This window comes from Streptomyces angustmyceticus (genome assembly GCF_019933235.1).
GTDB classification, from domain to species: Bacteria; Actinomycetota; Actinomycetes; order Streptomycetales; family Streptomycetaceae; genus Streptomyces; species Streptomyces angustmyceticus.
In genome coordinates this window covers 4,841,571-4,866,144 of record NZ_CP082945.1, presented here as the reverse complement: position 1 = coordinate 4,866,144, position 24,574 = coordinate 4,841,571, and the positions used below count along the sequence as shown (strand labels likewise).

General features: G+C 72.0%; 21 protein-coding genes, 1 tRNA gene and 1 pseudogene. 14 read left to right on the top strand and 9 right to left on the bottom strand.

Annotation, left to right across the window (positions count from 1 at the left end; all coding sequences use genetic code 11):
- Positions 1 to 5: 5 nt before the first annotated feature.
- Positions 6 to 1,013, bottom strand: a complete 1,008-nt coding sequence (locus K7396_RS21970; protein WP_086721609.1) for an HNH endonuclease — start codon at positions 1,011 to 1,013, stop codon at positions 6 to 8.
- 321 nt (positions 1,014 to 1,334) lie between these two features.
- Between K7396_RS21970 and K7396_RS21965 the strand changes: the two genes are divergently transcribed.
- Together K7396_RS21965 and K7396_RS21960 are read left to right on the top strand one after the other, a co-directional pair.
- A complete protein-coding gene (locus K7396_RS21965; protein WP_152104886.1) occupies positions 1,335 to 1,874 on the top strand; it encodes a YwqJ-related putative deaminase in 540 nt (179 codons plus the stop codon).
- An 8-nt stretch (positions 1,875 to 1,882) separates the two neighbouring features.
- Positions 1,883 to 2,443, top strand: a complete 561-nt coding sequence (locus tag K7396_RS21960) for an SUKH-3 domain-containing protein (protein ID WP_152104887.1) — start codon at positions 1,883 to 1,885, stop codon at positions 2,441 to 2,443.
- Positions 2,444 to 2,945: 502 nt separating this feature from the next.
- On the opposite strand, the gene K7396_RS21955 is transcribed toward K7396_RS21960, so the two are convergent.
- Positions 2,946 to 4,427 carry a sensor histidine kinase gene (locus K7396_RS21955; protein ID WP_152104888.1) on the bottom strand — a complete coding sequence of 494 codons (1,482 nt, stop codon included), beginning with the start codon at positions 4,425 to 4,427 and terminating at the stop codon, positions 2,946 to 2,948.
- 156 nt (positions 4,428 to 4,583) lie between these two features.
- Here K7396_RS21955 and K7396_RS21950 point away from each other — a divergent pair, with 156 nt between their 5' ends.
- The 7 genes from K7396_RS21950 (at position 4,584) to K7396_RS35995 (ending at position 10,312) form a co-directional block, all read left to right on the top strand.
- Entirely contained in the window at positions 4,584 to 5,438 is an 855-nt protein-coding gene (locus K7396_RS21950) for a hypothetical protein (RefSeq protein ID WP_086717203.1), read from the top strand.
- 29 nt (positions 5,439 to 5,467) lie between these two features.
- Positions 5,468 to 5,542, top strand: a tRNA-Gln gene (locus tag K7396_RS21945).
- 128 nt (positions 5,543 to 5,670) lie between these two features.
- Positions 5,671 to 7,128 (top strand): bifunctional UDP-N-acetylglucosamine diphosphorylase/glucosamine-1-phosphate N-acetyltransferase GlmU, encoded by a 1,458-nt coding sequence (gene glmU, locus K7396_RS21940; RefSeq protein WP_086717202.1) that lies wholly within the window; start codon positions 5,671 to 5,673, stop codon positions 7,126 to 7,128.
- A 72-nt stretch (positions 7,129 to 7,200) separates the two neighbouring features.
- Positions 7,201 to 8,175, top strand: coding sequence for a ribose-phosphate diphosphokinase (locus K7396_RS21935; RefSeq protein WP_046927657.1), 975 nt, complete (start codon positions 7,201 to 7,203; stop codon positions 8,173 to 8,175).
- 207 nt (positions 8,176 to 8,382) lie between these two features.
- Positions 8,383 to 8,976, top strand: coding sequence for a 50S ribosomal protein L25/general stress protein Ctc (locus tag K7396_RS21930; RefSeq protein ID WP_086717201.1), 594 nt, complete (start codon positions 8,383 to 8,385; stop codon positions 8,974 to 8,976).
- A gap of 144 nt (positions 8,977 to 9,120) precedes the next feature.
- A complete protein-coding gene (gene pth, locus K7396_RS21925) occupies positions 9,121 to 9,708 on the top strand; it encodes an aminoacyl-tRNA hydrolase (protein ID WP_086717206.1) in 588 nt (195 codons plus the stop codon).
- Positions 9,709 to 9,787: 79 nt separating this feature from the next.
- The gene (locus K7396_RS35995; protein WP_086717205.1) at positions 9,788 to 10,312 is read left to right on the top strand and encodes a hypothetical protein; all 525 of its coding nucleotides are present in this window, start codon (positions 9,788 to 9,790) and stop codon (positions 10,310 to 10,312) included.
- Here K7396_RS35995 and ppc read toward each other — a convergent pair.
- Positions 10,313 to 13,063: pseudogene (gene ppc / locus K7396_RS21915) on the bottom strand (phosphoenolpyruvate carboxylase); the annotation flags it as partial.
- A gap of 304 nt (positions 13,064 to 13,367) precedes the next feature.
- Here ppc and K7396_RS21910 point away from each other — a divergent pair.
- Together K7396_RS21910 and K7396_RS21905 are read left to right on the top strand one after the other, a co-directional pair.
- Entirely contained in the window at positions 13,368 to 14,375 is a 1,008-nt protein-coding gene (locus K7396_RS21910) for an acyl-CoA desaturase (RefSeq protein WP_086717200.1), read from the top strand.
- Positions 14,376 to 14,397: 22 nt separating this feature from the next.
- On the top strand, positions 14,398 to 15,084 hold the full coding sequence (locus tag K7396_RS21905; RefSeq protein ID WP_086717199.1) for a TetR/AcrR family transcriptional regulator: 687 nt from the start codon (positions 14,398 to 14,400) through the stop codon (positions 15,082 to 15,084).
- 74 nt (positions 15,085 to 15,158) lie between these two features.
- On the opposite strand, the gene K7396_RS21900 is transcribed toward K7396_RS21905, so the two are convergent.
- Together K7396_RS21900 and K7396_RS21895 are read right to left on the bottom strand one after the other, a co-directional pair.
- Complete coding sequence (locus K7396_RS21900) at positions 15,159 to 15,569, bottom strand: VOC family protein (RefSeq protein WP_086717198.1); 411 nt, start codon at positions 15,567 to 15,569, stop codon at positions 15,159 to 15,161.
- Between the two features lie 59 nt (positions 15,570 to 15,628).
- Entirely contained in the window at positions 15,629 to 16,453 is an 825-nt protein-coding gene (locus K7396_RS21895; protein ID WP_086717197.1) for a trans-aconitate 2-methyltransferase, read from the bottom strand.
- Between the two features lie 165 nt (positions 16,454 to 16,618).
- Here K7396_RS21895 and K7396_RS21890 point away from each other — a divergent pair, with 165 nt between their 5' ends.
- The 3 genes from K7396_RS21890 to K7396_RS21880 all read left to right on the top strand — a co-directional run bounded on the left by K7396_RS21890 (position 16,619) and on the right by K7396_RS21880 (position 20,185).
- Positions 16,619 to 17,116, top strand: coding sequence for a MarR family winged helix-turn-helix transcriptional regulator (locus tag K7396_RS21890; RefSeq protein WP_086717196.1), 498 nt, complete (start codon positions 16,619 to 16,621; stop codon positions 17,114 to 17,116).
- Between the two features lie 204 nt (positions 17,117 to 17,320).
- Positions 17,321 to 18,115: an SDR family NAD(P)-dependent oxidoreductase gene (locus K7396_RS21885; protein ID WP_086717195.1), complete on the top strand. Its 795-nt coding sequence runs from the start codon at positions 17,321 to 17,323 to the stop codon at positions 18,113 to 18,115.
- A gap of 60 nt (positions 18,116 to 18,175) precedes the next feature.
- Positions 18,176 to 20,185: a beta-galactosidase gene (locus K7396_RS21880; RefSeq protein WP_152104889.1), complete on the top strand. Its 2,010-nt coding sequence runs from the start codon at positions 18,176 to 18,178 to the stop codon at positions 20,183 to 20,185.
- Between the two features lie 43 nt (positions 20,186 to 20,228).
- Here K7396_RS21880 and K7396_RS21875 read toward each other — a convergent pair whose 3' ends face one another.
- The 4 genes from K7396_RS21875 to galT form a co-directional block, all read right to left on the bottom strand.
- Positions 20,229 to 20,999, bottom strand: a complete 771-nt coding sequence (locus tag K7396_RS21875) for a response regulator transcription factor (protein ID WP_086716877.1) — start codon at positions 20,997 to 20,999, stop codon at positions 20,229 to 20,231.
- Positions 21,000 to 21,269: 270 nt separating this feature from the next.
- A complete protein-coding gene (gene galK, locus K7396_RS21870) occupies positions 21,270 to 22,466 on the bottom strand; it encodes a galactokinase (RefSeq protein WP_086716878.1) in 1,197 nt (398 codons plus the stop codon).
- Complete coding sequence (gene galE / locus K7396_RS21865) at positions 22,466 to 23,440, bottom strand: UDP-glucose 4-epimerase GalE (RefSeq protein WP_086716879.1); 975 nt, start codon at positions 23,438 to 23,440, stop codon at positions 22,466 to 22,468. The genes galK and galE overlap by 1 nt, the downstream gene beginning before the upstream one ends.
- Positions 23,437 to 24,510: a galactose-1-phosphate uridylyltransferase gene (gene galT, locus K7396_RS21860; protein WP_086716880.1), complete on the bottom strand. Its 1,074-nt coding sequence runs from the start codon at positions 24,508 to 24,510 to the stop codon at positions 23,437 to 23,439. The genes galE and galT overlap by 4 nt, the downstream gene beginning before the upstream one ends.
- Positions 24,511 to 24,574 lie beyond the last annotated feature (64 nt).

The following is a 24,574-nucleotide window of genomic DNA, read 5'->3' as shown; positions in this document are numbered from 1 at the left end:
CGTGCTCAGCCCCCCACCGCAACCGCGTACGCGAAACCGCCGTCGACCATCAGGTTCGCCACGGTGTCCAGCTCCGGCGGATTGCCCGCCAGCCGCTGCAGAAAATCGTCGAAGTCCGCGCCGCACGGCAGCAACAGCCGCTCCACCCGCTCCTGCACCGTCCACCCGTCCCGGTCCCGCGCATCGTCGTACGCGCAGAACCACACCGAACCGAGCGCCTCGCCGCGCACCTTCACCGCGATCACACCGCCCTGGACGAACGCCACGCCCAGGTAGTCCTTGGTGAAGTGGTCCCGCAGGCACTTGTTCACATAGATCAGATCGTTGACCGCCGCGTCGTCGCGCACCGTGAAGAACGGCTGGTCGACCAGCAGCCCCAACTCCGCGTCCAGCGCCGCGCCCACCGGAGCACAGCCGCCCGCGGCCTTCAGGAACGACCGGTAGGCCCCCGGCAGCCGATAGCCCAGCGCCTCCTCGGCCTGCGCCACCTGCTCCTCACCCACCGACAGGTCGCGGTGCGGCAGCCCGAAGTGCACCGGCCGGGTCTCCTGCAACGGCCGGGTACCGCGCCTGTCGTGCGCCACCGCGGCCGTCGCCAGCCCGGCGTGATGCCGCAGCAGCGCCTTCACCTCGACCGGGATCAGCTCCATCCGCCGGGTGCCGGCCACGTGATGCCAGGTCCAGCCGTGCGGCGTCGCCACGGCCGGCACGTCTATCCACAGCTCGTGGCCCTGCGCGTGCAGCGCCGCGTTCGCCGACACATAGTCCGTCAGCCGCAGCTCGTCGACCCCGAAGCCCTCCGGCGGCTCGGCGATCTCCGCCGCGGCACGCGCGTACGGCGAGAACTCCGGGAAACCGCGCGCGTCCATCCGCACGCCGGCGGGGTACCGCGTGGCACGGACCGGGTCCGGAAAATGCACGACCTGTCCGGCATAGGCCGCATTCGGTGGGGCGGTGTCCCCCGCCACCTGGGGGCCGGGGTGTGCCCCCAGCCCTTGCCGACCTGTCGTCATCGCGGTTGCCCCCTGGCTGAAGCTGGCTTTGGGGCACAGCCTATGCCGTACCGCAACACCCGCCCCCGCCCGCCCGCCCCCACACGTCAGCCCCGCGACACACCGGCGTCACCCGCCGGCACACCACCCCCGAGCCCCCCGCGCACCACCCCGCCGACCAGCCCCGTTCCGCCCCGGCCGACGCCCCGTCAGCTCACCGTGACATCGCCGACAGGCCGCCCGACTACCGCAACACCCAGCACATTTGGCAGGCTGACCCTCCCCCACCTTCGGCGGGGGGACCCCCAGCACAACGGGGATTCGGGGAGGGAAAGCACCACCATGAGCACCACCGCACACCACCACAACGCAGCCGCAGGCGACCCCCGCACCGCCGCCGGCGACCCCCGCATCGGCTGGAGCGGCACCGCCGACGCCGATCGCGCGCCCGCCCTCCACCACCGCCGCGACGGCATCCTCCCCACCGTCGGCGCCGCCCTCTCCGTACGCGGACAGACCCTCACCTGCACCGCGAGCAAGGCGGAACAGCCCCCCGTCCTGCACCCGCTCGTCCAGGACTTCCTCGACACCCTCGCCACCGCACAGCGCGAACGTTTCACCGGCCGCTGCCCCGAAGCCGTCCTGCTCTCCCGCCACCTCACCGCCGTCGAGGGCAACCGCGGCAAACGCGCCTCCCGCAAACCCCTCACCAACGGCGAAGCCCGCCGCTCCCTGAAACACTCCAAGATCACCGCACGCCACATCCGCGAGGACGGCGACCCCCAGCACGGCAGCTACGCCCCGCCCTGCCGCTCCTGCGACGCCCTCCTCGCCCACTTCGGCGTCATGCCCATCAGCGGCACCACGCCCACAGGAAGCTGACCGCCACCATGCCGCCCACCACCCCCGGCCCCCGCACCCCCGCCCACGACCGCGCCGACTCGACCCGCTTCCCCGCCGCCGTCGACGTCGCCCTCCAGGAAGCCGGCTGGCAGCCCGGCCGCTGGGACATACAGCAGGCGGAACACTGGGCCGACACCCTCCGCGCCCACGCCTCCCCCGCCGGACACCGCCACACCGTCTTCCCCGCCGCCGTCGAGGCCTGGGCCGAATTCGGCGACCTCCACCTCACCGGCCCCGGACCCGGCCGCCACATCGCCCCCACCCCCTTCGCCATCAACCCCCTCCACGGCCTCCACCTCGCCCGCACCCTCGGCGACCTCGGCCGCGCCCTGGAAACCGACGTCGCCCCCCTCGGCCGCGAAGAGCTCACCACCGACGGCACCACCTACACCCAGGCGACCCTCGCCATCGATGCCGAGGGCCGCGTCTACAGCCTCGATCACACCGGCGACTGGTACCTCGGGCCCGACCTCGATACGGCCCTGGGGACGTTGGTGCTGGGCACTCGGCCGTTGCGGCTCGGGATTACAGCGCACGTTGCCGACTGACGCGGCGCGGTTCGTCTGTGGGGTCTTCCCTGCCTTCGGCGGGAGCGGAGGTGGTCGTGGACGGGTCCCGCCTCCGGCGGGGGTGGGGTTGTTCGGGCGGGGCCGCTTCTGCTGTGCGGTGGGTGCCGGTGGCGGGCCTCCGGGGCCTGTGTGGTGGACTGCTTCGCTTTACGTCCACCACACAGGCCCCTCCGGCCCACCACCTCCCCGCCCGGACAGCGACCCCCGCCCAGTGGGGGTGAAGGTCTTCAAAACCAGTAGCCCGGCCCGCATCGTGCTGCGGGCCGAGCTACTGGTCTCTTGTTTTTGCTGCACCCCCACCGGGGTGGGGCCCCACAAACGGCGGGAGGGGGCGGGGCCGGAGGGGTGGGTTGTCGGACGTAAAGCGAAGCAGTCCGACAACCCACCCCGCAGGCCCCGAACCCGCCACCCACCACAAACGCGGGGCCCCACCCCACACAACCCACCCCGCCGACAGGCGGGCACCGTGGGGGGCGTCCCCTCAACCGATGGCCGGCCTTGCGGCCGGGAGCACCGCCGAGACCCGGAACCCACCCGCTTCGGTCGGCCCGGAAACGAAGACGCCGCCCAGCGCCGTCACCCGCTCCCGCATCCCCACCAGGCCATTGCCGCCGCTAGGCAACCCCGCATCGGCCGCACCACCTTCGGAGGGCCCGTTCTCGACCTGGACGGCGAGCTCACCGTCACGGTGCGCCAGCCGCACCCGCGCCCGCGCCCCCGGCGCATGCTTGTGCACGTTCGTGAGGGCCTCCTGCACCACGCGGTACACGGTCCGCTCCACCCGCGCCGCGTACCGGCGCCCCGCGTCCGACTCCTCCTCGGCGGTGCCGTCCACCATCAGCTCGACCACCATCCCGGCCGCCCGGGACTGGCCCACCAGATCCGCCAGCTCCGTCAGAGACGGCCCCTCGGCGTCCGCGTCCGCCGCCGCGAAACCGGAACCGGAGCCGGAACCGGAGCCGGAAACCGCAACGGAAGCCGAACCACCGGCCGGCGCCGACGCCGGCTTCCCGTCCGCGGACGGCGCCGGCACCCGCGCCGTCGCCTTCGCCCCCGCCTGCGACGCCACCGCCGCCAGCCGCTCCGGCGCACCCGACGCCGAGACACCGCGCCCCGCCGCCCCCTCGGCCGTACGCAGCACGCCCAGCATCTCCCGCAGCTCCGTCAGCGCCTGGCGCCCCATGTCGCCGACCAGGCCCGCGTTCTTCGACGCCTTCTCCGGGTCCTTCAACGCCACCGCCTGGAGCGCGGCCGCGTGCACCACCATCAGACTCACCCGGTGCGCGACCACGTCGTGCATCTCCCGCGCGATCCGGGTCCGCTCCTCGTTGCGCGCCCACTCGGCCCGCTCCTCGGCCCGGTCCGCCAGCAGCGACAGCTCACGCTCCAGACCGTCGGCCCGCTCCCGCAGGCTCTCCACGAGCCGCCGCCGGGCCGCGATGTACAGCCCCCACAGCACCGGCGGCGCCGTCAGCACCAGCCCCACCGCCAGCGCCGTCAACGGCACGAACCACATCGGCGAATGGAAGTCCTGCTGGGTGGCGACGTCCTCGCGCAGGCTGAGGAAGGTCGTCACCAGCGTCCCCGTGACGGTCATGCCCGCCAGCAGGGCCGTGATCCGGCGCGGCACATCCGACGCGGCCAGCGTGTACAGCCCCACCACGCTCAGCAGGCCGCCCATCTCCGCGGGCATCACCGCGATCGAGACCAGCACCACCACCACCGGCCACCGCCGGCGCACCAGCAGCACCGGCCCCGCCAGCAGGCCGAGCAGCATCCCCAGCAGCTCGGGCACCTGCGCCTCGTGCGCGAAAGCCGAGCCCTCGACGACACATTCCACCGCGGAAGCGGCCGCCAGGAACACGTCCAGCACGGCGCTCCGCCGCCGGGCCCACCACCACGGCCCGTTACTCACCGGCGCACCCCGCGCGCCCACACCTTCACTTGCCCCCGTCGCGGTCATACCGCCCAGCCTACGGGCGCCCGCCCCCGATTCCCCGCCCCATATCGAGTCATAGACCAGGCCCATTACCAGCCCTTACCTGGGGTTACTCCTCGAACTGTTGAATCGCCCACATTTTCGACACTTCCCCACACCTCCACCAGGCAACCTGTTCCCATGCCGCACACCCGTCGGGACCATTCCGACTACGAAGCGTTACGTCCCCAGGTCGTCGCCCTGCGCCGCGCCGGCCTCAGCCGCCGCCAGATCCGCGACCGGCTCCACGTCCACAACAACGACATCCTCAACCGCCTCCTCGACGGCGCCCCGGCCCCCGACCGGCCCCGCCACCCGAACGCCAAGGACGACCTGCGCGCCCGCGCCCGCGAACTGCGCAGGCAGGGCCGGACCTACGACGAGATCCAGATCGAACTGGGCTGCTCGAAGAGCTCGATCTCCCTGTGGGTCCGGGACCTGCCGAAACCGCCGCCGCGCACCCCGGAGGAGGCTTCGGCCATCGCCCGCCGCGGCTGGGAGGCGACGCTCAAGCGGCGCGAGGAGGAACGGCAGCGGACCAAGCAGGCCGCGACGAGCGAGATCGGCACGCTCACCGACCGGGAGTTGTTCCTGATCGGCGTCGGCTTGTACTGGTCGGAGGGCAGCAAGAGCAAGCCCCACCGCCGTAGCGAGCGCGCCATCTTCATCAACAGCGACCCCGACATGATCCGGGTCTACCTCGCGTGGCTCCGGCTGCTGGGCGTGGCCGGTGAGCGGCTGCGGTTCTATGTGCACATCCACGAGTCCGCCGACGTAGCGGCCGCGGAGCGCTTCTGGGCCGACCTGACGGGCGTCGACCCGTCGTCCTTCGGCAAGACCACACTCAAGAAGCACAACCCCAAGACGGTCCGCAAGAACGTCGGGGAGGACTACCACGGCTGCCTGATGATCCACGTTTCACAAAGCGCGGAGCTATACCGTCGCATCGAAGGCTGGTGGTACGGCATAGTGTTGGGTGCTGAGCGATCAGCCTGACACGATGTCCGGTTTGATCCTCTTTACTATCCCCCGTGGTGTAATTGGCAACACAGTCGGTTTTGGTCCGATCGTTAGAGGTTCGAGTCCTCTCGGGGGAGCCACCATCCACCGGGCACATTTCGGGTCTCGACCACCTCGTCGGGACCCGCCCGCGTTTCGGCTGCTATACGCACCGGTATCCTTCGGATGACCACCACCCGAAGTAGCCAAGAAGCCGAAGGGCATCCCCGTGAGCGCCAACCGCCCGGCAGCCGTCGTCGTTCTCGCAGCGGGTGAGGGCACCCGCATGAAGTCGGCGACCCCCAAGGTCCTGCACGCCCTCTGCGGCCGCTCTCTCGTCGGCCATGTCGTCGCCGCGTCCCGAGAGCTGGATCCCGAGCATCTCGTCGTGGTCGTCGGCCACGCCCGCGAGCAGGTGCGGGCGCACCTCTCCGAGGTCGATCCCGCCGCGCGCACCGCGGTGCAGCACGAGCAGAAGGGCACCGGGCACGCGGTCCGTACGGCCCTGGAGGAGCTGCGCGACAGCGGTGTCGCCCTCGACGGCACCGTCATCGTCGTCTGCGGCGACACCCCGCTGCTGACCGGCGAGACGCTCGGGCTGCTCAGCGAGACGCATGCGGCCGACGGCAACGCCGTGACGGTGCTGTCCGCCGAGGTCCCGGACTCCACCGGCTACGGGCGCATCGTGCGCGAGGCGGGCACCGGCGCGGTGACCGCGATCGTGGAGCACAAGGACGCCACGGCGGGTCAGCGGGCGATCCGGGAGATCAATTCGGGGGTCTTCGCCTTCGACGCGCAGCTCCTGGTGGACGCGCTCGGCAAGGTACGGACGGACAACAGCCAGGGCGAGGAGTACCTCACCGATGTGCTGGGGATCGTGCGGGAGGCCGGGCACCGGGTCGGTGCGGCGGTGGCCGCGGATCACCGGGAGATCCTGGGGATCAACAACCGGGTGCAGCTGGCGCAGGCGCGCCGGCTGCTGAACGACCGGCTGCTGGAGCGGGCGATGCTGGCCGGTGTGACGGTGGTGGATCCGGGGTCGACGTGGGTGGATGTGTCGGTGACGTTCGAGCCGGACGTGACGGTGCACCCGTTCACGGAGCTGCGGGGTGCCACGCATCTGGCGACGGGCGTCGAGGTGGGTCCGCAGTCCCGGTTGACGGATACGTCGGTGGGTGCGGGCGCGGTGGTGTCGTTCACGGTGGCCGAGGGTGCGCGGATCGGTGCGGGGGCGAGTGTCGGTCCGTACGCGTATCTGCGGCCGGGTACGGATCTGGGTCCGAAGTCGAAGGCCGGCACGTATGTGGAGATGAAGAACGCGTCGATCGGCGAGGGCACGAAGGTGCCGCATCTTTCGTATGTGGGAGATGCCACGATCGGTGAGTTCACCAATATCGGTGCGGCGAGTGTCTTTGTGAACTACGACGGTGAGGCGAAACACCACACGACGGTCGGGTCGCATTGCAAGACGGGGTCGGACAACATGTTTGTGGCTCCGGTCACGGTCGGGGACGGCGCTTATACGGCGGCGGGCTCGGTCATCACCAAGGATGTGCCCCCGGGTTCGCTGGCGGTCGCGCGTGGCCAGCAGCGGAATATCGAGGGTTGGGTCGCGCGGAAGCGGCCCGGAAGCGCCGCCGCGCAGGCGGCTTCGGCTGCTCGCCAGGATTCCGAGGGCGAGCGGTGACCGTGCAAGGGGTGCGCCGTGCGGGGCGTACCGTGATGAGCGCACGCAAACTGTGATTCGAGGAGATTTGCTGTGACCGGGATCAAGACGACCGGCGAGAAGAAGCTGATGCTCTTCTCCGGCCGCGCCCACCCCGAGCTGGCGGAGGAGGTCGCGCATCAGCTGGGTGTGGGCCTGGTCCCGACGAAGGCTTTCGACTTCGCCAACGGTGAGATCTATGTCCGCTATCAGGAGTCGGCGCGTGGCGCGGATTGCTTTTTGATTCAGAGCCACACGGCTCCGATCAATAAGTGGATCATGGAACAGCTGATCATGATTGATGCGCTGAAGCGGGCTTCGGCCCGGAGCATCACGGTGATCGTGCCGTTCTACGGCTATGCGCGGCAGGACAAGAAGCACCGGGGCCGTGAGCCGATTTCGGCGCGGCTGATCGCGGATTTGATGAAGACCGCGGGTGCGGACCGTGTGGTGACCGTGGATCTGCACACGGATCAGATCATGGGCTTCTTCGACGGCCCGGTGGATCACCTTTTCGCGCTGCCGGTCCTCGCGGACTACGTGGGCGCGAAGGTGGACCGCGACAAGCTGACGGTGGTCTCGCCGGACGCCGGCCGGGTGCGGGTCGCGGACCGCTGGTGCGACCGTCTGGGTGCGCCGCTGGCGATCGTCCACAAGCGGCGCGACAAGGACGTGGCGAACCAGGTCACGGTGCACGAGGTCGTCGGTGATGTGAAGGACCGGGTGTGTGTCCTGGTCGACGACATGATCGACACCGGTGGCACGATCTGTGCGGCGGCGGACGCGCTGTTCGCGAACGGTGCGTCGGACGTGATCGTGACGGCGACGCACGGTGTGCTGTCGGGTCCGGCGGCGGACCGGCTGAAGAATTCGAAGGTGAGCGAGTTCGTGTTCACGAACACGCTGCCGACGCCTTCGGAGCTGGAGCTGGACAAGATCACGGTGCTGTCGATGGCGCCGACGATCGCCCGTGCGATCCGTGAGGTGTTCGAGGACGGTTCGGTGACGAGCCTCTTCGAGGAGCAGTGAGCGCGGGTTCTCGGGCGGCCCTGTGAGGTAGTACGGGGCTGATCGACTTTGGGGCGGCCTTCCGGCCGGGTAGACTCATCGAGTTGCTCGGCGAGGGAGGCCGCCCTTTTGTGGTGGCTGTCCGTTATCGACGCGCTCTTCGTAGCAGGTCTGTCGTGGGCCGGGTGACGCCCACCAGATGTTTTCTGCGATACGAGGAGTGCCGTTATGGCTGAGGTCAAGCTCACCGCCCAGGTTCGTACCGACTTCGGTAAGGGTGCCGCCCGTCGTGCGCGCCGCGCCGACCTGGTTCCGGCTGTCATCTACGGTCACGGCGCGGAGCCGCAGCACGTGGCGATCCACAACCACGCGCTGATGATGGCGCTGAAGACGCCGAACGCCCTGATCCGTCTGGACTTCGACGGCAAGAGCGAGCTGGTCATCCCCAAGGCCGTGCAGCGTGAGGCGATCCGCCAGTTCCTGGTGCACGTGGACTTCCTGGCCGTGAAGAAGGGCGAGAAGGTCTCCGTCGAGGTGCCGATCCACGTCGAGGGCGACCTGGCGCCGGGCCAGCACGTTCTGGAGCACGTGCTGAACGCGCTGCCCATCGAGGCCGAGGCCACCCACATCCCCGAGTCGGTCACGGTGTCCGTCCAGGGCCTGGAGGCGGGCGCTTCGGTGCTGGCCAAGGACATCGCCCTGCCGTCGGGTTCGGCGCTGGCCGTCGAGGACGACGCGGTCGTGCTGCAGGTTGTCGCGGCGCAGGCCGAGGCTCCGGCCGAGGAGGCCGCCGAGGGTGAGGGCGAAGGCGCCGAGGCCTGAGTCGTTTTCCGCTGAGGGTTTTTCTCGGCGAGTGGTCCAGCCGCTGCCGCGCGCCTTGGGGTGCGGGGTGGCGGTTGGCCTGTTTCCTGGGCAGTTGTGGTCGGGGCCGGTGCGCAGTCGCCGGCGGATGTGGGAGTGGCTGAGATGGCGGACGCTGATCCGTGGCTGGTGGTGGGGCTGGGTAATCCGGGCCCGGAGTATGCGCGTAATCGCCACAATGTGGGTTTCATGGTGGCGGATCTGCTGGCGGAGCGGATGGGGGGCCGTTTCAAGGCCCACAAGGCGCGGGCGCAGGTGGTGGAGGGGCGTTGTGGCGCGCCGGGTCCGTCGGGTCGTCGTGTCGTGGTGGCGAAGCCGTTGTCGTTCATGAATCTGTCGGGCGGGCCGACGACGGCGTTGCGGGATTTCTACAAGGTGCCCGTCGGCAACATCGTGGCGATTCATGACGAGTTGGATATCGATTACGGTGCGTTGCGGCTGAAGCTGGGGGGCGGCGACAACGGCCACAACGGTCTGAAGTCGATCACGAAGTCGCTGGGTGCGGAGTATCACCGGGTGCGGTTCGGGATCGGCCGTCCGCCGGGTCGTATGCAGGTGGCGGATTTCGTGCTGAAGGATTTCTCGTCGGCGGAGCGGCGCGAGCTGGATTATTTCGTGGACCGTGCGGCGGATGCGGTGGAGACGCTGATCGTGGACGGTTTGGAACGGGCGCAGAGCACGTACAACTCCTGAATGGGACGGCGGGGGTCAGGCTCTGACGAACCGTGGTCCGAGGTTGACCGGGTGCGGGTTATGGCCAAGGATCGCCGCCATGCCCAGAAGCAGTACGCGCGCCAAGGCGGTCAGACGGAGTCGTACCCGGCGGGTCGGTGAGAGTGCCTATGGAGCGCTGTTGCTCGCCCGGACGGGGGTGATGGGTCTGCTGGCGCTGCTGCTGCTGGTGGCGGGGGTGTGGACGTCGTGGCACACGGCGCAGTACGCGATGCTCGTCAAGGCGCGGGAGCGCGGGACGATGACGGTGTCGGCGTGTGAGGACGAGCGGTGCACCGGTGGGTATGTGCCGGCGGGGGGTGACGGCCGGCCGCGGTCGAAGGTGACGATCGCGCAGGCGGCGGCGCCGGACGAGGGCGAGCGGGTCGAGGTGACGGTCGAGCCGGGGACGGCGCGTGCGGTGCGGATCGGGCCGGCGGGGATCCTGCACGCGTGGGTGCCGTTCGCGGGGTCGTTGCTGCTGGCGGCGCTGGTGGTGGCCGGGGGCATGCGGCTGCGGCGTACGGCGTGGGTGATGGGGTTGTTGGGGGCGGTGTTGCTGGGCGCGGCGTTCGCCGCGCTGTAGGCGCACGACGGCGGCGACGCCGTTGACGGTGAGCAGCAGGGCACGGGCGAGGACCGGGTCCGCGTCCTCGCCGCGCTCGGCGGCGCCGCGCTGGCGGTCCAGCAGCGAGACCTGGAGGTAGGAGATCGGGTCGAGGTAGGCGTCGCGGATGTGGAAGGTCTGCTTGAGGACCGGGTTGGAGTCGAGGAGGGTCTTCTCCCCGGTGACCCGCAGGACCTCGGCGACGGTGAGTTCGTGTTCGGCCCGGATGACGTCGAAGACGTGCTTGAGCTCGTCGGGCACGAGGGTGTCGACGTAGTGCTGGGCGATCCGCAGGTCGGTCTTGGCCAGCGTCATGGTGACGTTGGACAGGAAGTTGCGGAAGAAGTGCCAGTGCTCGTGCATCTCGTCGAGGACGCTGTCGAGTCCGGCCTCGCGGGCGGCCTTGAGGCCGGTGCCGACGCCGAACCAGCCGGGCACGATCTGGCGGGACTGGGTCCAGCCGAAGACCCACGGGATGGCGCGCAGTCCGTCGAGGCCGGCGCCGGAGTCGGGGCGGCGCGAGGGGCGCGAGCCGAGGTGGAGTTCGGCGAGCTGGTCGACGGGCGTGGAGGCGAAGAAGTAGGCGGGCAGGTCGGGGTCCTCGACCAGGCGCCGGTAGGAGCCGTGGGCCGCCTCGGAGACGGTTTCCATGGCGGCGTCCCAGCGGGCGAGGGCCTCGTCGGACTGCCGGGGCTCGGTGTGCAGGGCGGACGCCTGGAGGGTGGCGGCGACGGTCAGCTCCAGGTTCTCCCGGGCCAGCGAGGGCACCAGGTACTTGTCGGAGATGACCTCGCCCTGTTCGGTGACCTTGATCTCGCCTTCGAGGGTGCCGTAGGGCTGGGCGAGGATCGCGTCGTGGGAGGGGCCGCCGCCGCGGCCGACGGTGCCGCCGCGGCCGTGGAAGAGGCGCAGGCGGACGCCGTGGCGGTGGGCGACGTCGCGCAGCAGGCGCTGGGCGCGGTGGATCTCCCACTGGGAGGTGGTGATGCCGCCGAACTTGGAGGAGTCGGAGTAGCCGAGCATGACCTCCTGGACGTCGCCGCGCAGGGCGACCAGGCGCCGGTAGGAGGGGTCGGAGAGCATCTCGTCGAGCAGCTGGTCGGCGATCTTCAGCTCGTCGGTGGTCTCCAGCAGCGGCACGATGCCGATCTTGGCCCAGCCGGCGTGTAGGTCGATCAGGCCGGCCTCGCGGGCGAGGACGGCGGCGGCGAAGACGTCGTCGGAGCCGGCGCACATGGAGATGATGTAGGACTCGACGACCTCGGGGCCGAAGGTCTCCTTGGCCTTGCCGATGGTGCGGAAGACGCCGAGGGTCTTGGCGCCGGCCTCGTCGAGGGGGGCCGGGGTGGGGGCCAGCGGGCGGCGCGAGCGCAGCTCCTTGGCGAGGAGCTTGCGGCGGTAGTCGCGCGGCATGTCGGCGTAGCGCCAGGACTCCTCGCCGAGGCGGTCGAAGAGCTGGCCGAGGGCGTGGTGGTGGGCGTCGGCGTGCTCGCGGACGTCCATGGTGGCGAGCTGCAGGCCGAAGGCGGCGATGGTGCGCAGGGTGCGCTCCAGGCGGCCGTCGGCGACCAGGCCGCCGCGGTGCTCGCGCAGCGAGGTCTGGATGAGGGCCAGGTCGTCGAGGAGCTCGGTGGTGCCGAGGTAGTCGCGGCCGGGGACGTGGGGGGTGTCGCCGGCGAGGCGTTCGCGGGTGTTGACGAGCTTCTGGCGGATGCAGGTCGCCTTGAGGCGGTAGGGCTCCTCGCTGTTCAGCCGCTTGTAGCGGGGGCTGATCTCGGGGAGGAGGTCGAGGTCGTGCTGGAGGGAGGCCAGCAGTTCCTCGGTGGCGCCGCAGTTGCGGATGGAGTTGGACAGCGCGCCGCGCAGCTCGTCGACGTGCTCCAGGGCGTCGGTGATGCCGTGCTCGTGCTGGAGGAGCAGGACGTCCCAGGTGACCTGGGGGGTGACGTTGGGGTTGCCGTCGCGGTCGCCGCCGATCCAGGTGCCGAAGGTGAGCGGGCGGGTGCCGGCGGGCAGCTCGGTGCCGGCCCGCTCCAGCTCGGCGGCGAGGTCTTCCAGGACGTCGCCGACGGCGCCGCGGCCCAGCTCGTCGAGGTAGTAGATGGCGTTGCGGGCCTCGTCGGTGGGCTCCGGGCGGGCGACGCGCAGCTCGTCGGTCTGCCAGATGAGGTCGATGTTCTCGGCCAGGCGGAGGTCGGCGCGGCGGCGCTCGGCGTCCGGGCTGTCCAGCAGCTCGGCGACCTTGCGGAGCTTGGTGAGGACGGAGCGGCGGGCGGCCTCGGTGGGGTGCGCGGTGAAGACGGGGCGCACACCGAGGTTGCGGGCGGTCTCCCGCAGGTGCTCGGGGTCGGCGTCCTTGAGCATGTCGGCGGTGCGGGCGAGGATGCCGCCCTCGGCGGCGCGCTTGGCGCCCAGCTCGCGGCCGCGGTGCACCTGCTCGGTGACGTTGGCGAGGTGGAAGTACGTGGAGAAGGCGCGCACCAGCTTGGCGGCGGTGGCCAAGTCGGTGTCGCCCAGGAGCCGCGCCGCGGCCTCGCCGTCGGAGCGGGTCAGCGCGCGGACACGCTCGACGAGGTCGAGGAGCTCGGGGCCCTCCTGGCGGACGAGGGTCTCGCCGAGGAGGTCGCCGAGGCGGCGGATGTCGGCGCGCAGGGCGACGTTGTCGCTCGAACCGGGGTCGAGGCTCTCGATGGACGCGGTCTCGGCCGGAGTGTGGTCGGCACTGCTCACAGGTGCGGCTCCTTGCAGCGATCAGGGGCGTCGTACCGCGGCTCATGGGAGGGGGGCCGGCGGCGACGGGTTGGGCAGGTCTGATGCGGGCGGGTTGCGGACCGCGCTGTCCGACGTCCCCAGGATAGGTCTGCCCAGCGTCAGCAGATCACACCGTCCGCTGGGTGGGCAGATGCGTCACAGGGGGTGGGTGTGGCGCCTGTCACGGCCTTGCCCGTGACGGCGGCACTGCCATACTTACGAGACCGTAGGTTACGGTTCCGTAGCCGTAGCCGTGCCCCCGAGCCCCCCGACGAGGGACACCATGACCGCTGGTCCTGAAGCCGTAGAAGATCCCCCGATTCCTGCCGATACCTCTGCCCCTCCGGCCGCCGGGACGTCGTCCGCGACGCTGGGCGGCGAGCAGCGCAGGTCGCTGGAGCAGATCACGCTGCTGCTGTTCATCACCGTCCCGTTCGTGGCACTGGTCGCCGCGGTCCCGCTGGCCTGGGGATGGGGGGTGAGCTGGCTGGACCTGGGGCTGATGGCGGCGATGTACTACATCGGCTGCCACGGCATCACGATCGGCTTCCACCGCTACTTCACGCACGGTTCGTTCAAGGCGAAGCGGCCGCTGCGGATCGCGCTCGCGATCATGGGGTCGCTGGCCGTCGAGGGTCCGCTGGTGCGCTGGGTCGCCGATCACCGCAAGCACCACAAGTTCTCCGACGCCGAGGGCGACCCGCATTCGCCGTGGCGCTTCGGCGAGACGGTGCCGGCCCTGATGAAGGGCCTGTGGTGGGCGCACATCGGCTGGATGTTCGACGAGGAGCAGACGCCGCAGCAGAAGTACGCGCCGGACCTGATCAAGGACGGGGCGATCCGCCGGGTCTCCCGACAGTTCGTGCTGTGGACGGCGGTGTCGCTGCTGATCCCGCCGCTGGTGGGCGGCCTGGTGACGTGGTCCTGGCAGGGCGCGCTGACGGCGTTCTTCTGGGGTTCCCTGGTCCGCGTCGCGCTGCTGCACCACGTCACGTGGTCGATCAACTCCATCTGCCACGCGGTCGGCAAGCGCCCCTTCAAGTCCCGCGACCGGTCCGGGAACGTGTGGTGGCTGGCCGTGCTGTCCTGCGGCGAGTCCTGGCACAACCTGCACCACGCGGACCCCACCTGCGCCCGGCACGGCGTGATGAAGGGGCAGCTGGACTCCAGCGCCCGGCTGATCCGCTGGTTCGAGAAGGCGGGCTGGGCGTACGACGTCCGGTGGCCGGACGCGTCCCGTATCGAGGCCCGACGCGCGGAGCCGGCCACCGGGGGTACCTCCCGGCGGTAGGCGGGGAAGGCATCATTGACGGGTGGCGATCGACAGCAGCAGCACGAGCAACAGCAAGGGCAAGCCCTCCCCGGCCGCGGGCACCCGGCGGGCCCGCCGGGTCCGGATGACCGGCGCGGAGCGACGGGAGCAGCTGCTGGACATCGGTCGCACGCTCTTCGCCGAGCGGGGCTACGAGGGCACTTCGGTGGAGGAGATCGCGGCGAAGGCCGGGGTGTCCAAGCCGGTGGTCTACGAGCACTTCGGCGGCAAGGAAGGTCTGTACGCGGTGGTCGTGGACCGCGAGATGCGGCAGCTGCTGGACATGGTGACCGGCGCGCTGACCGCCGGCCACCCCCGTGAGCTCCTCGAACAGGCCGCGTTCGCGCTCCTCGACTACATCGAGACCTTCACGGACGGCTTCCGCATCCTGGTCCGCGACTCCCCCGTGGCCCAGTCCACGGGCACCTTCGCCTCCCTCATCAGCGACATCGCCACCCAGGTCGAGGACATCCTCGGCCTGGAGTTCAAGGCCCGCGGCTTCGACCCGAAACTCGCCCCGCTCTACGCCCAGGCCCTGGTCGGCATGGTCGCCCTCACCGGCCAGTGGTGGGTGGACACCCGCAAACCGAAGAAGGCCGAGGTCGCCGCCCACCTCGTCAATCTCGCCTGGCACGGCCTGGGCAACCTGGAGGCGAGGCCGCGGTTGATAGGGCATCGGAAGAACTGAGGGGGCGGACGGGCCCGGACCCCGGTGACGACGGTGTCCGGCGTGCGCTCCCGGTGGCGCGTTCCCGGCCGCGCCTAGGTGCCGGCCGGTTCCGTCCGTTCCCCGGCCGGTCCCGTCTGTTTCCCGTCGGCCGCCTCCAGGAATTCCAGCCGGTTGCCCACCGGGTCGGCGGAGTAGAAGCGCCGGTGGCCCGGGAGGTGGTCGTCCCAGGTGACAGGGGCGCCGGCGGCGGTCAGGCGGGTGGCGAAGGTGTCGATGTCGTGGATGCGGAGGCCGGGGTGGGCCTTGCGGGCGGGGCGGAAGCCGGGGTCGGTGCCCAGGTGAAGGCGGGCCGTGCCGGCCTCGAACCAACATCCTCCTCGGGCCGCCAGCGCCGGGGGCTTCGGGACCTCCGTCATGCCGAGGACGTCCGCGTAGTAGGCGCGCAGGGCGTCCTCGGTGCCGGGGGGTGCAGCGAGCTGGATGTGGTCGAGGCCGGTGATCACGGCGTTGTCACCTCGGAGGGTCGGGCCGGAGGGCGGTGGCGGGGCGACGGGCCGGGGCGTCAGCCGGCCGCGGGCTTGCGGGCGACGGCGAAGATGCGGCGGAAGGGGAAGACCGTGCCGTGCGGGCCGGTGGGGTAGGCCCGGCGCAGCGCGTCGCGGTATTCGGCGACGAACGCCTCGCGGGCGGCCGGGTCGTCCTCCAGGGCGGTCAGGACGGGGCGCAGGGCGGTGCCCTTGACCCAGTCGAGGACCGGGTCGTCGCCCTGCAGGAGCTGGACGTAGGTGGTCTCCCACACGTCGGTGGCGCAGCCGAGGTCGGCGAGGAGTTCCAGGTATCCGGCCGGTTCGAGGATGTGGACGTAGCGGCGGCCGTGGGTGGGGAGCCGTTCGCGCCACTGGGGGGCGTCGCAGAGCTCGCCGAGGAGGGCGTGGCTGGGGGAGGTGAAGTTGCCGGGGACCTGGAAGGCGAACGTGCCGCCGGGGGCGAGGGCGTCGATCCAACGGGCGAAGGAGTCCGGGTGGTTGGGGACCCATTGCAGCGCGGCGTTGGAGACGATCAGGTCGTAGGTCTCCTCGGGTGCCCAGTCGGCGGCGTCGGCGAGGGCGAAGTCGAGGTGGCCGCCGCCCGGGGTGGGTCCGGCGTAGGTCTCGGCTTCCTTGAGCATCTCGTGGGAGTTGTCGTATCCGGTGATGTGCGCGTCCGGCCAGCGGGTGGCGAGCTCGGCGGTGACGTTTCCGGGGCCGCAGCCGAGGTCGCCGATGCGGGCGGAGCGGCCGTGGCGGGGCAGGTCCGGTATCCGGGCGAGGAGGTCGTGGAAGGGGCGGGTGCGGTGCCCGGAGTGGCGGAGGTACTGCTGCGGATCCCAGGTTGGTGCGTCATGCATGATCGAAACCCCTTTGTCGATGCAGGGCTGATGCAAAGCTGGCACGGTCGGATTCGGGCCGTCTCGGCTGGAAACCGAGCCCCCGCCGACGATGCCCCATAGTCCAGCGAAATATATCTCGACGTCAAGAGACTTCATGTCGACAGACCCTCTACACTGATCGTCATGGAGGACGAGGTCGATCGACTGGTCGCAGCTTGGCGTCGCGAGCGCCCGGACCTCGACGTGGAGCCACTTGAGGTCCTCAGCCGTGTCTCCAGGCTGGCCAGACACCTGGACCGGGCCCGCCGCATCGCCTTCTCCGAGGTGGGCCTGGAGCCCTGGGAATTCGATGTGCTCACCGCGCTGCGGCGCGCCGGGGCGCCGTATCAGCTCTCCCCCGGGGCGCTGCTGACCCAGACCCTGGTCACCTCCGGGACGATGACCAACCGCATCGACCGGCTCGCCAAGAAGAACCTGGTCGAGCGCCTGCCGGACCCCAGCGACCGGCGCGGGGTGCTGGTCAGGCTGACGGCCGAGGGCCGGGACAAGGCCGACCGCTCGCTGGCCGGACTGCTGATCCAGGAGCGCGCCATCCTCGCCGAGCTCTCCCGCCAGCAGCGCGGGGAACTGGCCGGGCTGCTGCGGCGGTTGACCGGCCCGTTCGACAACATCCCCGGCTAGGGCCTGCCGCCCGGCTCCGCCCGCCCCGCGAGCACTGCCGTCCGCCGGCCGGTTTCCGTCCGCGGCCGGAAACCGTGCGCCGGGAAGCGGCCCGCGCCATATCTGACGACGCGTGAGCGGCTCGCGCGCCCCCTGGGCCCGCACGCGCCCCTCTGCTCCCCTGTCCCCTTGCCCGCCACTCGCCCCGTGGGCTTGGATCGCGCCATGAGCCAGCAGCGCGCACCGCACCGGGCGAACGGGCCGTACGGCAAGCGGTTCGAGGGCCGTACGGTCCTGGTGACCGGGGCCGCCGGGGGCATCGGGGCGGCCACCGCCGACCGGCTGGCGGCCGAGGGCGCCGGCGTCCTGCTGCTGGACATCGACGACGCGCGCGGCGAACACACCGCGCGGCGCATCCGGACGGCCGGCGGCCACGCCTCCTACGAGCACTGCGATGTGGCCGTCGAGGACGACTGGCAGCGCGCGGTCGAGGCGGCGCGGCGGCGCTACGGCCCGGTGGACGGGCTGGTCAGCAACGCCTTTCTGCCGTTCGTGGCGTCCGCGGGGCACACCCCGCTCGCGGACTGGGAGCGGCAGCTGGCGGTCAACCTCACCGGCTCGTTCCTCGGTGTGCGCGCCGCACTGGACGATCTGCGGGCGTGCCACGGCGCGGTGGTGCTGACCTCGTCGGTGCACGCGCTGATCGGGCTGCCGGGGCGCCCCGCGTACGCCGCCGCCAAGGCCGGGCTGACCGGGCTGGGGCGCCAGCTGGCCGTCGAGTACGGGCCGCAGGTGCGGGTCAACAGCGTGCTGCCGGGGCCCGTGCTGACGGCGGCGTGGGACGGCATCGGGGAGGAGGAACGGCGGGCCAGCGCCGCGCAGACGGCGGCGCGGCGGCTGGGGCGGCCGGAGGAGGTCGCCGCCGCCATCGCCTTTCTGCTCTCCCCCGAGGCGTCCTTCGTCACGGGCGCGAGCCTCGTCGTCGACGGCGGCTGGAGCGTGTACAAGAACTCCTCGTGAGCCGGTCCTGCTGACGGCGGGGCGCAGTGCCCCGTCCGGGCTTCGATCCTTGGGGGATCCATGGGCATCCAATTCGGCGGCGACTACAACCCCGAGCAGTGGCCCGAGGAGGTGTGGGCCGAGGACCTGGAGCTGATGAAGGCGGCCCGCGTCACCATGGTCACCGCCGGGATCTTCTCCTGGGCCCGGGTCGAACCCCGGCCCGGGGCATGGGACTTCGGCTGGTTCGACCGCGTCATGGACGGGCTGGCGGGCGCCGGGATCGCCGTCTGCCTGGCCACCATGACCGCCTCACCGCCGCCGTGGCTCTCCCGCGCGCACCCCCGGATCCTGCCCGAGGACGCCGACGGGCGGCGGCGCTGGCCCGGCGGCCGGCAGCACTACTGTCCCTCCAGCCCCGTCTACCGCGCGCACGCCGTACGCCTGGTGGAACAGCTCGCCGCCCGTTACGCCGGCCACCCGGCGCTGGCCCTGTGGCACGTCGGCAACGAGTACGGGTGCCACACCCGGCAGTGCTACTGCGATGTGTCGGCCGAGGACTTCCGGCGCTGGCTGCGCGCACGCTACGGCGGCATCGACGCGCTCAACGCCGCCTGGTCGACGGCCTTCTGGTCGCAGACCTACGGCGACTTCGACGAGGTGCTGCCGCCCCGCACCGCGCCCACCTTCCCCAACCCCGCCCAGCAGCTGGACTACCTGCGCTTCGGCGACGCGGCCCTGCGCGCCTGCTATCTGGCCGAAAAGGAGGTGCTGGAGCGCCTGACCCCCGCCATTCCGGTCACCACCAATCTGATGCCGCAGCACAAGCCCGTCGACGCGTTCGCCTGGTCCCCGTACCTGGACGCGATGGCGCTGGACTTCTACCAGGACCCGTACGCCGGCGACGACCACGTCCGGGCCGGCTACGTCTTCGACCTGATGCGCTCGGCGCGCTCCGGACAGCCCTGGATGCTGCTGGAACAGGCGCCCGGCGCGGTCAACTGGCGGCCCCGCAACGGCCCCAAGCCGCCCGGCGCGATGCGGCTGTGGAGCTGGCAGGCCGTCGCCCAGGGCGCGGACGCGGTGCTGTTCTTCCAGTGGCGGCAGTCGCTGGGCGGCGCGGAGAAGTTCCACTCGGCGATGCTGCCGCACGGCGGGACCGGCACCCGCGTCTTCCGCGAAGTATCGGAGCTGGGGCGGGAGTTGGCGGCGGTGCCGGGCATCGAGGGGACCCGGTCGCGGGCCGCGGTGGCGCTGCTGGCGGACTGGCACAGCTGGTGGGCACTGGAGCTGGACTCCAAGCCGTCGACCGCGCTGGACCACTCCCGGATCGCGCTGGATCACTACCGGCCGCTGTTCGAAGCGGGCGTGGCCTGCGACGTGGTGCCGCCGCGGCGTGAACTGTCCGGCTACCGGCTGGTCGTGGCGCCCAACCTGTACCTGCTCGCCGTCCCCGACGCCGAGCGGCTGGCCGCCTACGTCCGCGACGGCGGGCACCTGCTGGTGTCGTTCTTCTCCGGGATCGTCGACGCGCACGACCGAGTGCACCCCGGCGGGTATCCGGGGGCGCTGCGGGAGCTGCTGGGGCTGCGGGTGGAGGAGTTCTGGCCGCTGGACGAGGGCCGGTCGGTGGGCGTCGGCGGCGGGGCCTACACGGGGCGGGCGGACCTGTGGTCGGAGGCGATCGACCTCGAAGGGGCCGAGGCGCTCGCCCGCTTCACGGACGGGGACCTCGCCGGCCGCCCCGCGCTGACCCGGCACTCCTACGGGCGGGGCACCGTCTGGTACGCGGGCACCCGGCTCGCCCCGGCACTGATGCGGGCCCTGCTGGACGACGTACGGGCGGCGGCCGGGGTCGCGCCCGTGCTGCCGGGACTGCCGGCGGGCGTCCAGGCCACCGTCCGCGAAGGCGCCGGCGGCCGGTACGTCTTCCTGCTCAACCACGGGGCGGAGGCCGTGGACGTCGCGCTGCCGGCGCCGATGCGGGACGCGCTGGCGGCGGTGGACGGGGCGGGCGCGGCGGGCGGAGCCGTCGGGCGGGTCACGCTGAGGCCCCGGGGCGTGGCGGTCCTGACGGATCCCGGCACGTAGGAGCACCGGGCGCCGGCGCCTCGCCCCGCAGCGCTTCAGCCCCTCACGGCACCGGCACCGAAGCCGCCGCGGCCGCCGCCTCCAGCTCGACCTGGCCGACCCCGGCCCGGCGGGCCAGCGCGACCGCGGCGAGGGTGGAGTGCACCCCGAGCTTGCCGAGCACGTTCTGCATGTGGGTGCGGACCGTGTGCGGGGAGAGGAACAGCCGCTCGGCGACCGCCTTGCGGCCCAGGCCCGCCACCATGCAGCGCAGCACCTCGCGCTCGCGCGGGGTCAGCGACTCCACCAGCCGCTCGCTCTCCGAGCGGTGCTTGCGGGCCGCCGTCAGCTCCCGCAGGACGCCGGTCAGCAGCGCGGGCGGCAGATGCGTCTCGTCGCGCAGCACGCCGCGGATGACCGCGAGCAGCCGGGAGAGCGAGCAGTCCTTGGCGACCCAGCCGGAGGCGCCGGCCTGCAGCGCGGCGGCCGCGCGGCGCGGGTCGTCGCGGTCGGCGAGGACGACCGTGCGCAGATACGGATGGCTGGTGCGCAGGCCGGAGACCAGCGCGATGCCGTCGCGCGGCACGGCCCGCGGCACCGCCTCGCGGACCGCTCCCTGGGCCGGCACCGCGAGCAGCGGCGCGGCGAGGTCGGCGTCGGCGAGCAGCACGTCGAACCGGCGGCCGTCGGTGACCGCCCGGTCCAGATTGCGCAGCGCCGCGGGGGCACTGCCCGCGGCCGCGACGTCCACGTCCTGTTCCGCGGCGAGCGCGGCCGCCAGGGATTCGGCGAAGATGCGGTGGTCGTCGACCACCAGAACCCGGATGCGTTGCACAGAGACCCCCTGTCTCGGTGAACGGACCATAGCGGGCACGACGCCCGGATTGAAGATCGCCTCAGCCGCACGGCCGCCGCCGTGCCGACATGGCTGCTCCACCCCGGGCGCCGTACCCGAACGGTCTCGCCCCCTGATCGGCACCGGCCCCCACCGGTGCAGGATCCCAGCGTACGGACGGGTTGCGGCAAGGGAAGGTGATTGACGAAACTGCCCCTCCACCCGGGCCGTCCGAGGCCCGTCCGGTGGCCGCGCGCCGCCGGGTGCGCCCTACTCGACGCGGTGCGCTCCCGGGCCGGGGACGGCCTCGAAGATCCGCGGGGCGGCGTGGCCGGCGGCCGCGAAGGCGGCGGTGACCGCGGCGCCGACGGCGGGGGCGGCGGCCTCCTCGACGAGCACGATCGCCGAGCCGCCGAAGCCGCCGCCGGTCATCCGGGCCCCGAGGGCGCCCGCCGCGTTGGCGGTGTCGACGGCGAGGTCGAGCTCCCGGCAGGAGATCTTGAAGTCGTCGCGGAGCGAGGCGTGACCGGCCGTCAGGAGCGGGCCGATGGCGCGGGTGCGGCCCGCGTCGAGGTGGGCGACGACCTCTTCGACACGGCGGTTCTCGGTGACGATGTGGCGGACGAGTGCCTGGACGGCGGGCTCGTCGGCCAGCCGGGCGAGGGCCGCGGGCAGTTGCGCGTACGGCACGTCGCGCAGGGCCCGCACCCCGAGCGCCCGCGCGCCGCGCTCGCACCCGGCGCGGCGCTCCGCGTATGCGCCGTCCCCGAGTTCGTGCTTCACCCGGGTGTCCACGACGAGGAGCCGCAGGCCCTCCCCCGCCAGGTCGAACGGGATCTGGCGCCGGCCGAGGTCGCGGGTGTCGAGGAAGAGGGCGTGGCCCTGGGTGCAGCAGGCCGCGGCGGTCTGGTCCATGATCCCGCAGGGCACGCCGACGAAGGCGTTCTCGGCCCGCTGGGCGAGCCGGGCCAGGTGCTGCGGCTCCTGCCCGAGGGCGTAGAGGTCGTTGAGGGCGAGCGCGGTGGCGATCTCCAGAGCGGCGGACGAGGAGAGTCCGGCGCCGGTGGGCACCGTGCTGTCGAAGTGCAGGTCCGCGCCGCCGACGGGCAGCCCGGCCTCCCGCATCGCCCAGACGACCCCGGCCGGATACGCGGCCCAGCCCGCCTGGGGCGCCGGCCGCAGCGCGTCCAGGCACAGTTCGACGATGCCGCCGTCGGCGCCGCCGGAGTGCAGCCGCAGCACCCCGTCGGTGCGGGCCGAGGCGGCGGCGAGGGTGGTGTGCGGGAGGGCGAGCGGCATCACGAAACCGTCGTTGTAGTCGGTGTGTTCACCGATCAGGTTGACCCGGCCGGGCGCCGCCCAGGTGCCCGAGGGGGCGGCGCCGTACACCGCGGCGAAGGTCTCGGCGGTGTGCCGGGCGCCGTGCGGGCGCCCGGTGGTCGGGGCGGCGGTTCCGTGTGCGGCCATCAGGACTCCTTGGTCCGGTCGAGGTGCTGCGCGAACCGCCAGGCGTCGGTGACGATGTCGGCGAGGTCGGCGCGGCTGGGGCGCCAGCCGAGGCGGTCGGTCGCGGCCCGGGCGGAGGCCACCAGGACGGCCGGGTCGCCGCCGCGGCGCGGGGCGGTGATCTCGGGGATGGGGTGTCCGGTGACCTTGCGGACGGTCTCGATGACCTCGCGGACGGAGAAGCCGTTGCCGTTGCCGAGGTTGCAGATCAGGTGCTCGCCGGCGGTGGCCGCGTCCAGGGCGAGGAGGTGGGCCTCGGCGAGGTCGGCGACGTGGATGTAGTCGCGGACGCAGGTGCCGTCGGGGGTGGGGTAGTCGTCGCCGTAGACGGAGATCGCCTCGCGCTTGCCCCGGGCGACCTGGAGGACGAGCGGGATGAGGTGCGATTCGGGGTCGTGGCGCTCGCCGCAGGTGCCGTAGGCGCCGGCGACGTTGAAGTAGCGCAGCGAGACGGCGGCCAGGCCGTGGGCCGCGGCCTCCCCGCTGATCATGTGGTCGACGGCGAGCTTGCTGGCGCCGTACGGGCTGGTGGGCGCGGTCTCGGCGGACTCGGTGATCGGGGTCGTCTTCGGCTCGCCGTAGGTGGCGGCGGTGGAGGAGAAGACGAGGGTGCGGACACCGGCGTCGCGCATCGCGGCGAGCAGGTCCATGGTGCCGCCGACGTTGTTGCGCCAGTACTTCTCGGGGTCCGTGACGGACTCGCCGACCTGGGAGAAGGCGGCGAAGTGCAGCACCGCGTCGTAGGAGGCGTCGAGCCACTTCGCCGCGTCCTGGATGCGGCCCTCGATGAAGCGGACTCCGGCGGGGACGCCCTCGCGGTGGCCGGTGGACAGGTCGTCCAGCACGGTCACCTCGTGACCGGCCTGCAGCAGATGTGCCGCGACGACGCTTCCGACGTATCCCGCGCCACCTGTGACCAGGTACTTCTTGCTCACTCGCTCGCTACCTCTCGCAGTCGCTGGGCCGCGGCCTCCGGCGGCACATCATTGATGAACACGTTCATGCCGGATTCGGAACCCGCGAGGAACTTCAGCTTGCCGGAAGTGCGTCGGATGGTGAAAAGCTCGAGGTGGAGTGCGAATTCCTCGCGGTGCTCGGCGCGCAGCGGCGCCTGGTGCCAGGCGGCGATGTACGGCGTGCGGGCGGCGCCGGCCGCCCGGGGTCCCGGGCTCGTCCCCGTATCGAAGATCCGGTCGAAGCGCCGCAAGACTTCCAGGTAGACCTGTGGGAACTCTGTGCGCGCGGCGTCGTCGAGGGCGAGCAGGTCGGGGACCCGGCGCTTGGGGTAGAGGTGCACCTCGTAGGGCCAGTGGGCGGCGTGAGGGACGAAGGCCACCCAGTGTTCGGCGTCGAGGACGACCCGGCGGCCGTCGGCCAGCTCGTCCGCGACCACCTCGTCGAAGAGGTTGCCGCCGGCGGTGGCGGCGCGGTGGGCGGCGAGCGAGGTGAGCATGCGCGCGGTGCGCGGGGTGACGAAGGGGTACGCGTAGATCTGGCCGTGCGGGTGGCCGAGGGTGACGCCGATCTCGGCGCCGCGGTTCTCGAAGCAGAAGACCTGCTCCACGCCGGGGAGCTGGGACAGCTCCGCGGTGCGGTCGGTCCACGCCGTAAGGACCAGGGCGGCCTGCTCGCCGGTGAGGTCGGCGAAGGAGGCGTCGTGGTCGGAGGTGAAGCAGACGACCTCGCAGCGGCCGCTGTCGCCGGCCAGGGAGGGGAAGCGGTTCTCGAAGACGGCGACGTCGTAGTCCGCGGCGGGGATCTCGGAGTGGCGGCCCTCGCGGGAGGGGCACAGCGGGCACTCGTCGGCCGGCGGGTGGTAGGTGCGGGCCTGGCGGTGCGAGGCGATGGCGACGTCGTCGCCGAGGAGCCGGTCGTGGCGGATCTCGGAGGCGGTGGCCACGGGGTCGAGGGGGCGGCGGTCGACGGCATCGCGTACGACGTCGACGCGCGCGTCGTAGTAGATGAGCTCCCGGCCGTCCGCGAGCCGGGTCGACGTCTTCTTCACGGGCGCTCCTCACCCTGCGACCAAACACAAACAAACACAATGAAGCACAACTAAACAGTTGCGT

Bases quoted from the DNA above. Each gene is read 5' to 3' on its own strand.
- K7396_RS21970 (WP_086721609.1), bottom strand. From the start codon at position 1,013: ATGACGACAGGTCGGCAAGGGCTGGGGGCACACCCCGGCCCCCAGGTG.
- K7396_RS21965 (WP_152104886.1), top strand. From the start codon at position 1,335: ATGAGCACCACCGCACACCACCACAACGCAGCCGCAGGCGACCCCCGC.
- K7396_RS21960 (WP_152104887.1), top strand. From the start codon at position 1,883: ATGCCGCCCACCACCCCCGGCCCCCGCACCCCCGCCCACGACCGCGCC.
- K7396_RS21955 (WP_152104888.1), bottom strand. From the start codon at position 4,427: ATGACCGCGACGGGGGCAAGTGAAGGTGTGGGCGCGCGGGGTGCGCCG.
- K7396_RS21950 (WP_086717203.1), top strand. From the start codon at position 4,584: ATGCCGCACACCCGTCGGGACCATTCCGACTACGAAGCGTTACGTCCC.
- K7396_RS21930 (WP_086717201.1), top strand. From the start codon at position 8,383: ATGGCTGAGGTCAAGCTCACCGCCCAGGTTCGTACCGACTTCGGTAAG.
- pth (WP_086717206.1), top strand. From the start codon at position 9,121: ATGGCGGACGCTGATCCGTGGCTGGTGGTGGGGCTGGGTAATCCGGGC.
- K7396_RS35995 (WP_086717205.1), top strand. From the start codon at position 9,788: ATGCCCAGAAGCAGTACGCGCGCCAAGGCGGTCAGACGGAGTCGTACC.
- K7396_RS21910 (WP_086717200.1), top strand. From the start codon at position 13,368: ATGACCGCTGGTCCTGAAGCCGTAGAAGATCCCCCGATTCCTGCCGAT.
- K7396_RS21895 (WP_086717197.1), bottom strand. From the start codon at position 16,453: ATGCATGACGCACCAACCTGGGATCCGCAGCAGTACCTCCGCCACTCC.
- K7396_RS21890 (WP_086717196.1), top strand. From the start codon at position 16,619: ATGGAGGACGAGGTCGATCGACTGGTCGCAGCTTGGCGTCGCGAGCGC.
- K7396_RS21885 (WP_086717195.1), top strand. From the start codon at position 17,321: ATGAGCCAGCAGCGCGCACCGCACCGGGCGAACGGGCCGTACGGCAAG.
- K7396_RS21880 (WP_152104889.1), top strand. From the start codon at position 18,176: ATGGGCATCCAATTCGGCGGCGACTACAACCCCGAGCAGTGGCCCGAG.
- galK (WP_086716878.1), bottom strand. From the start codon at position 22,466: ATGGCCGCACACGGAACCGCCGCCCCGACCACCGGGCGCCCGCACGGC.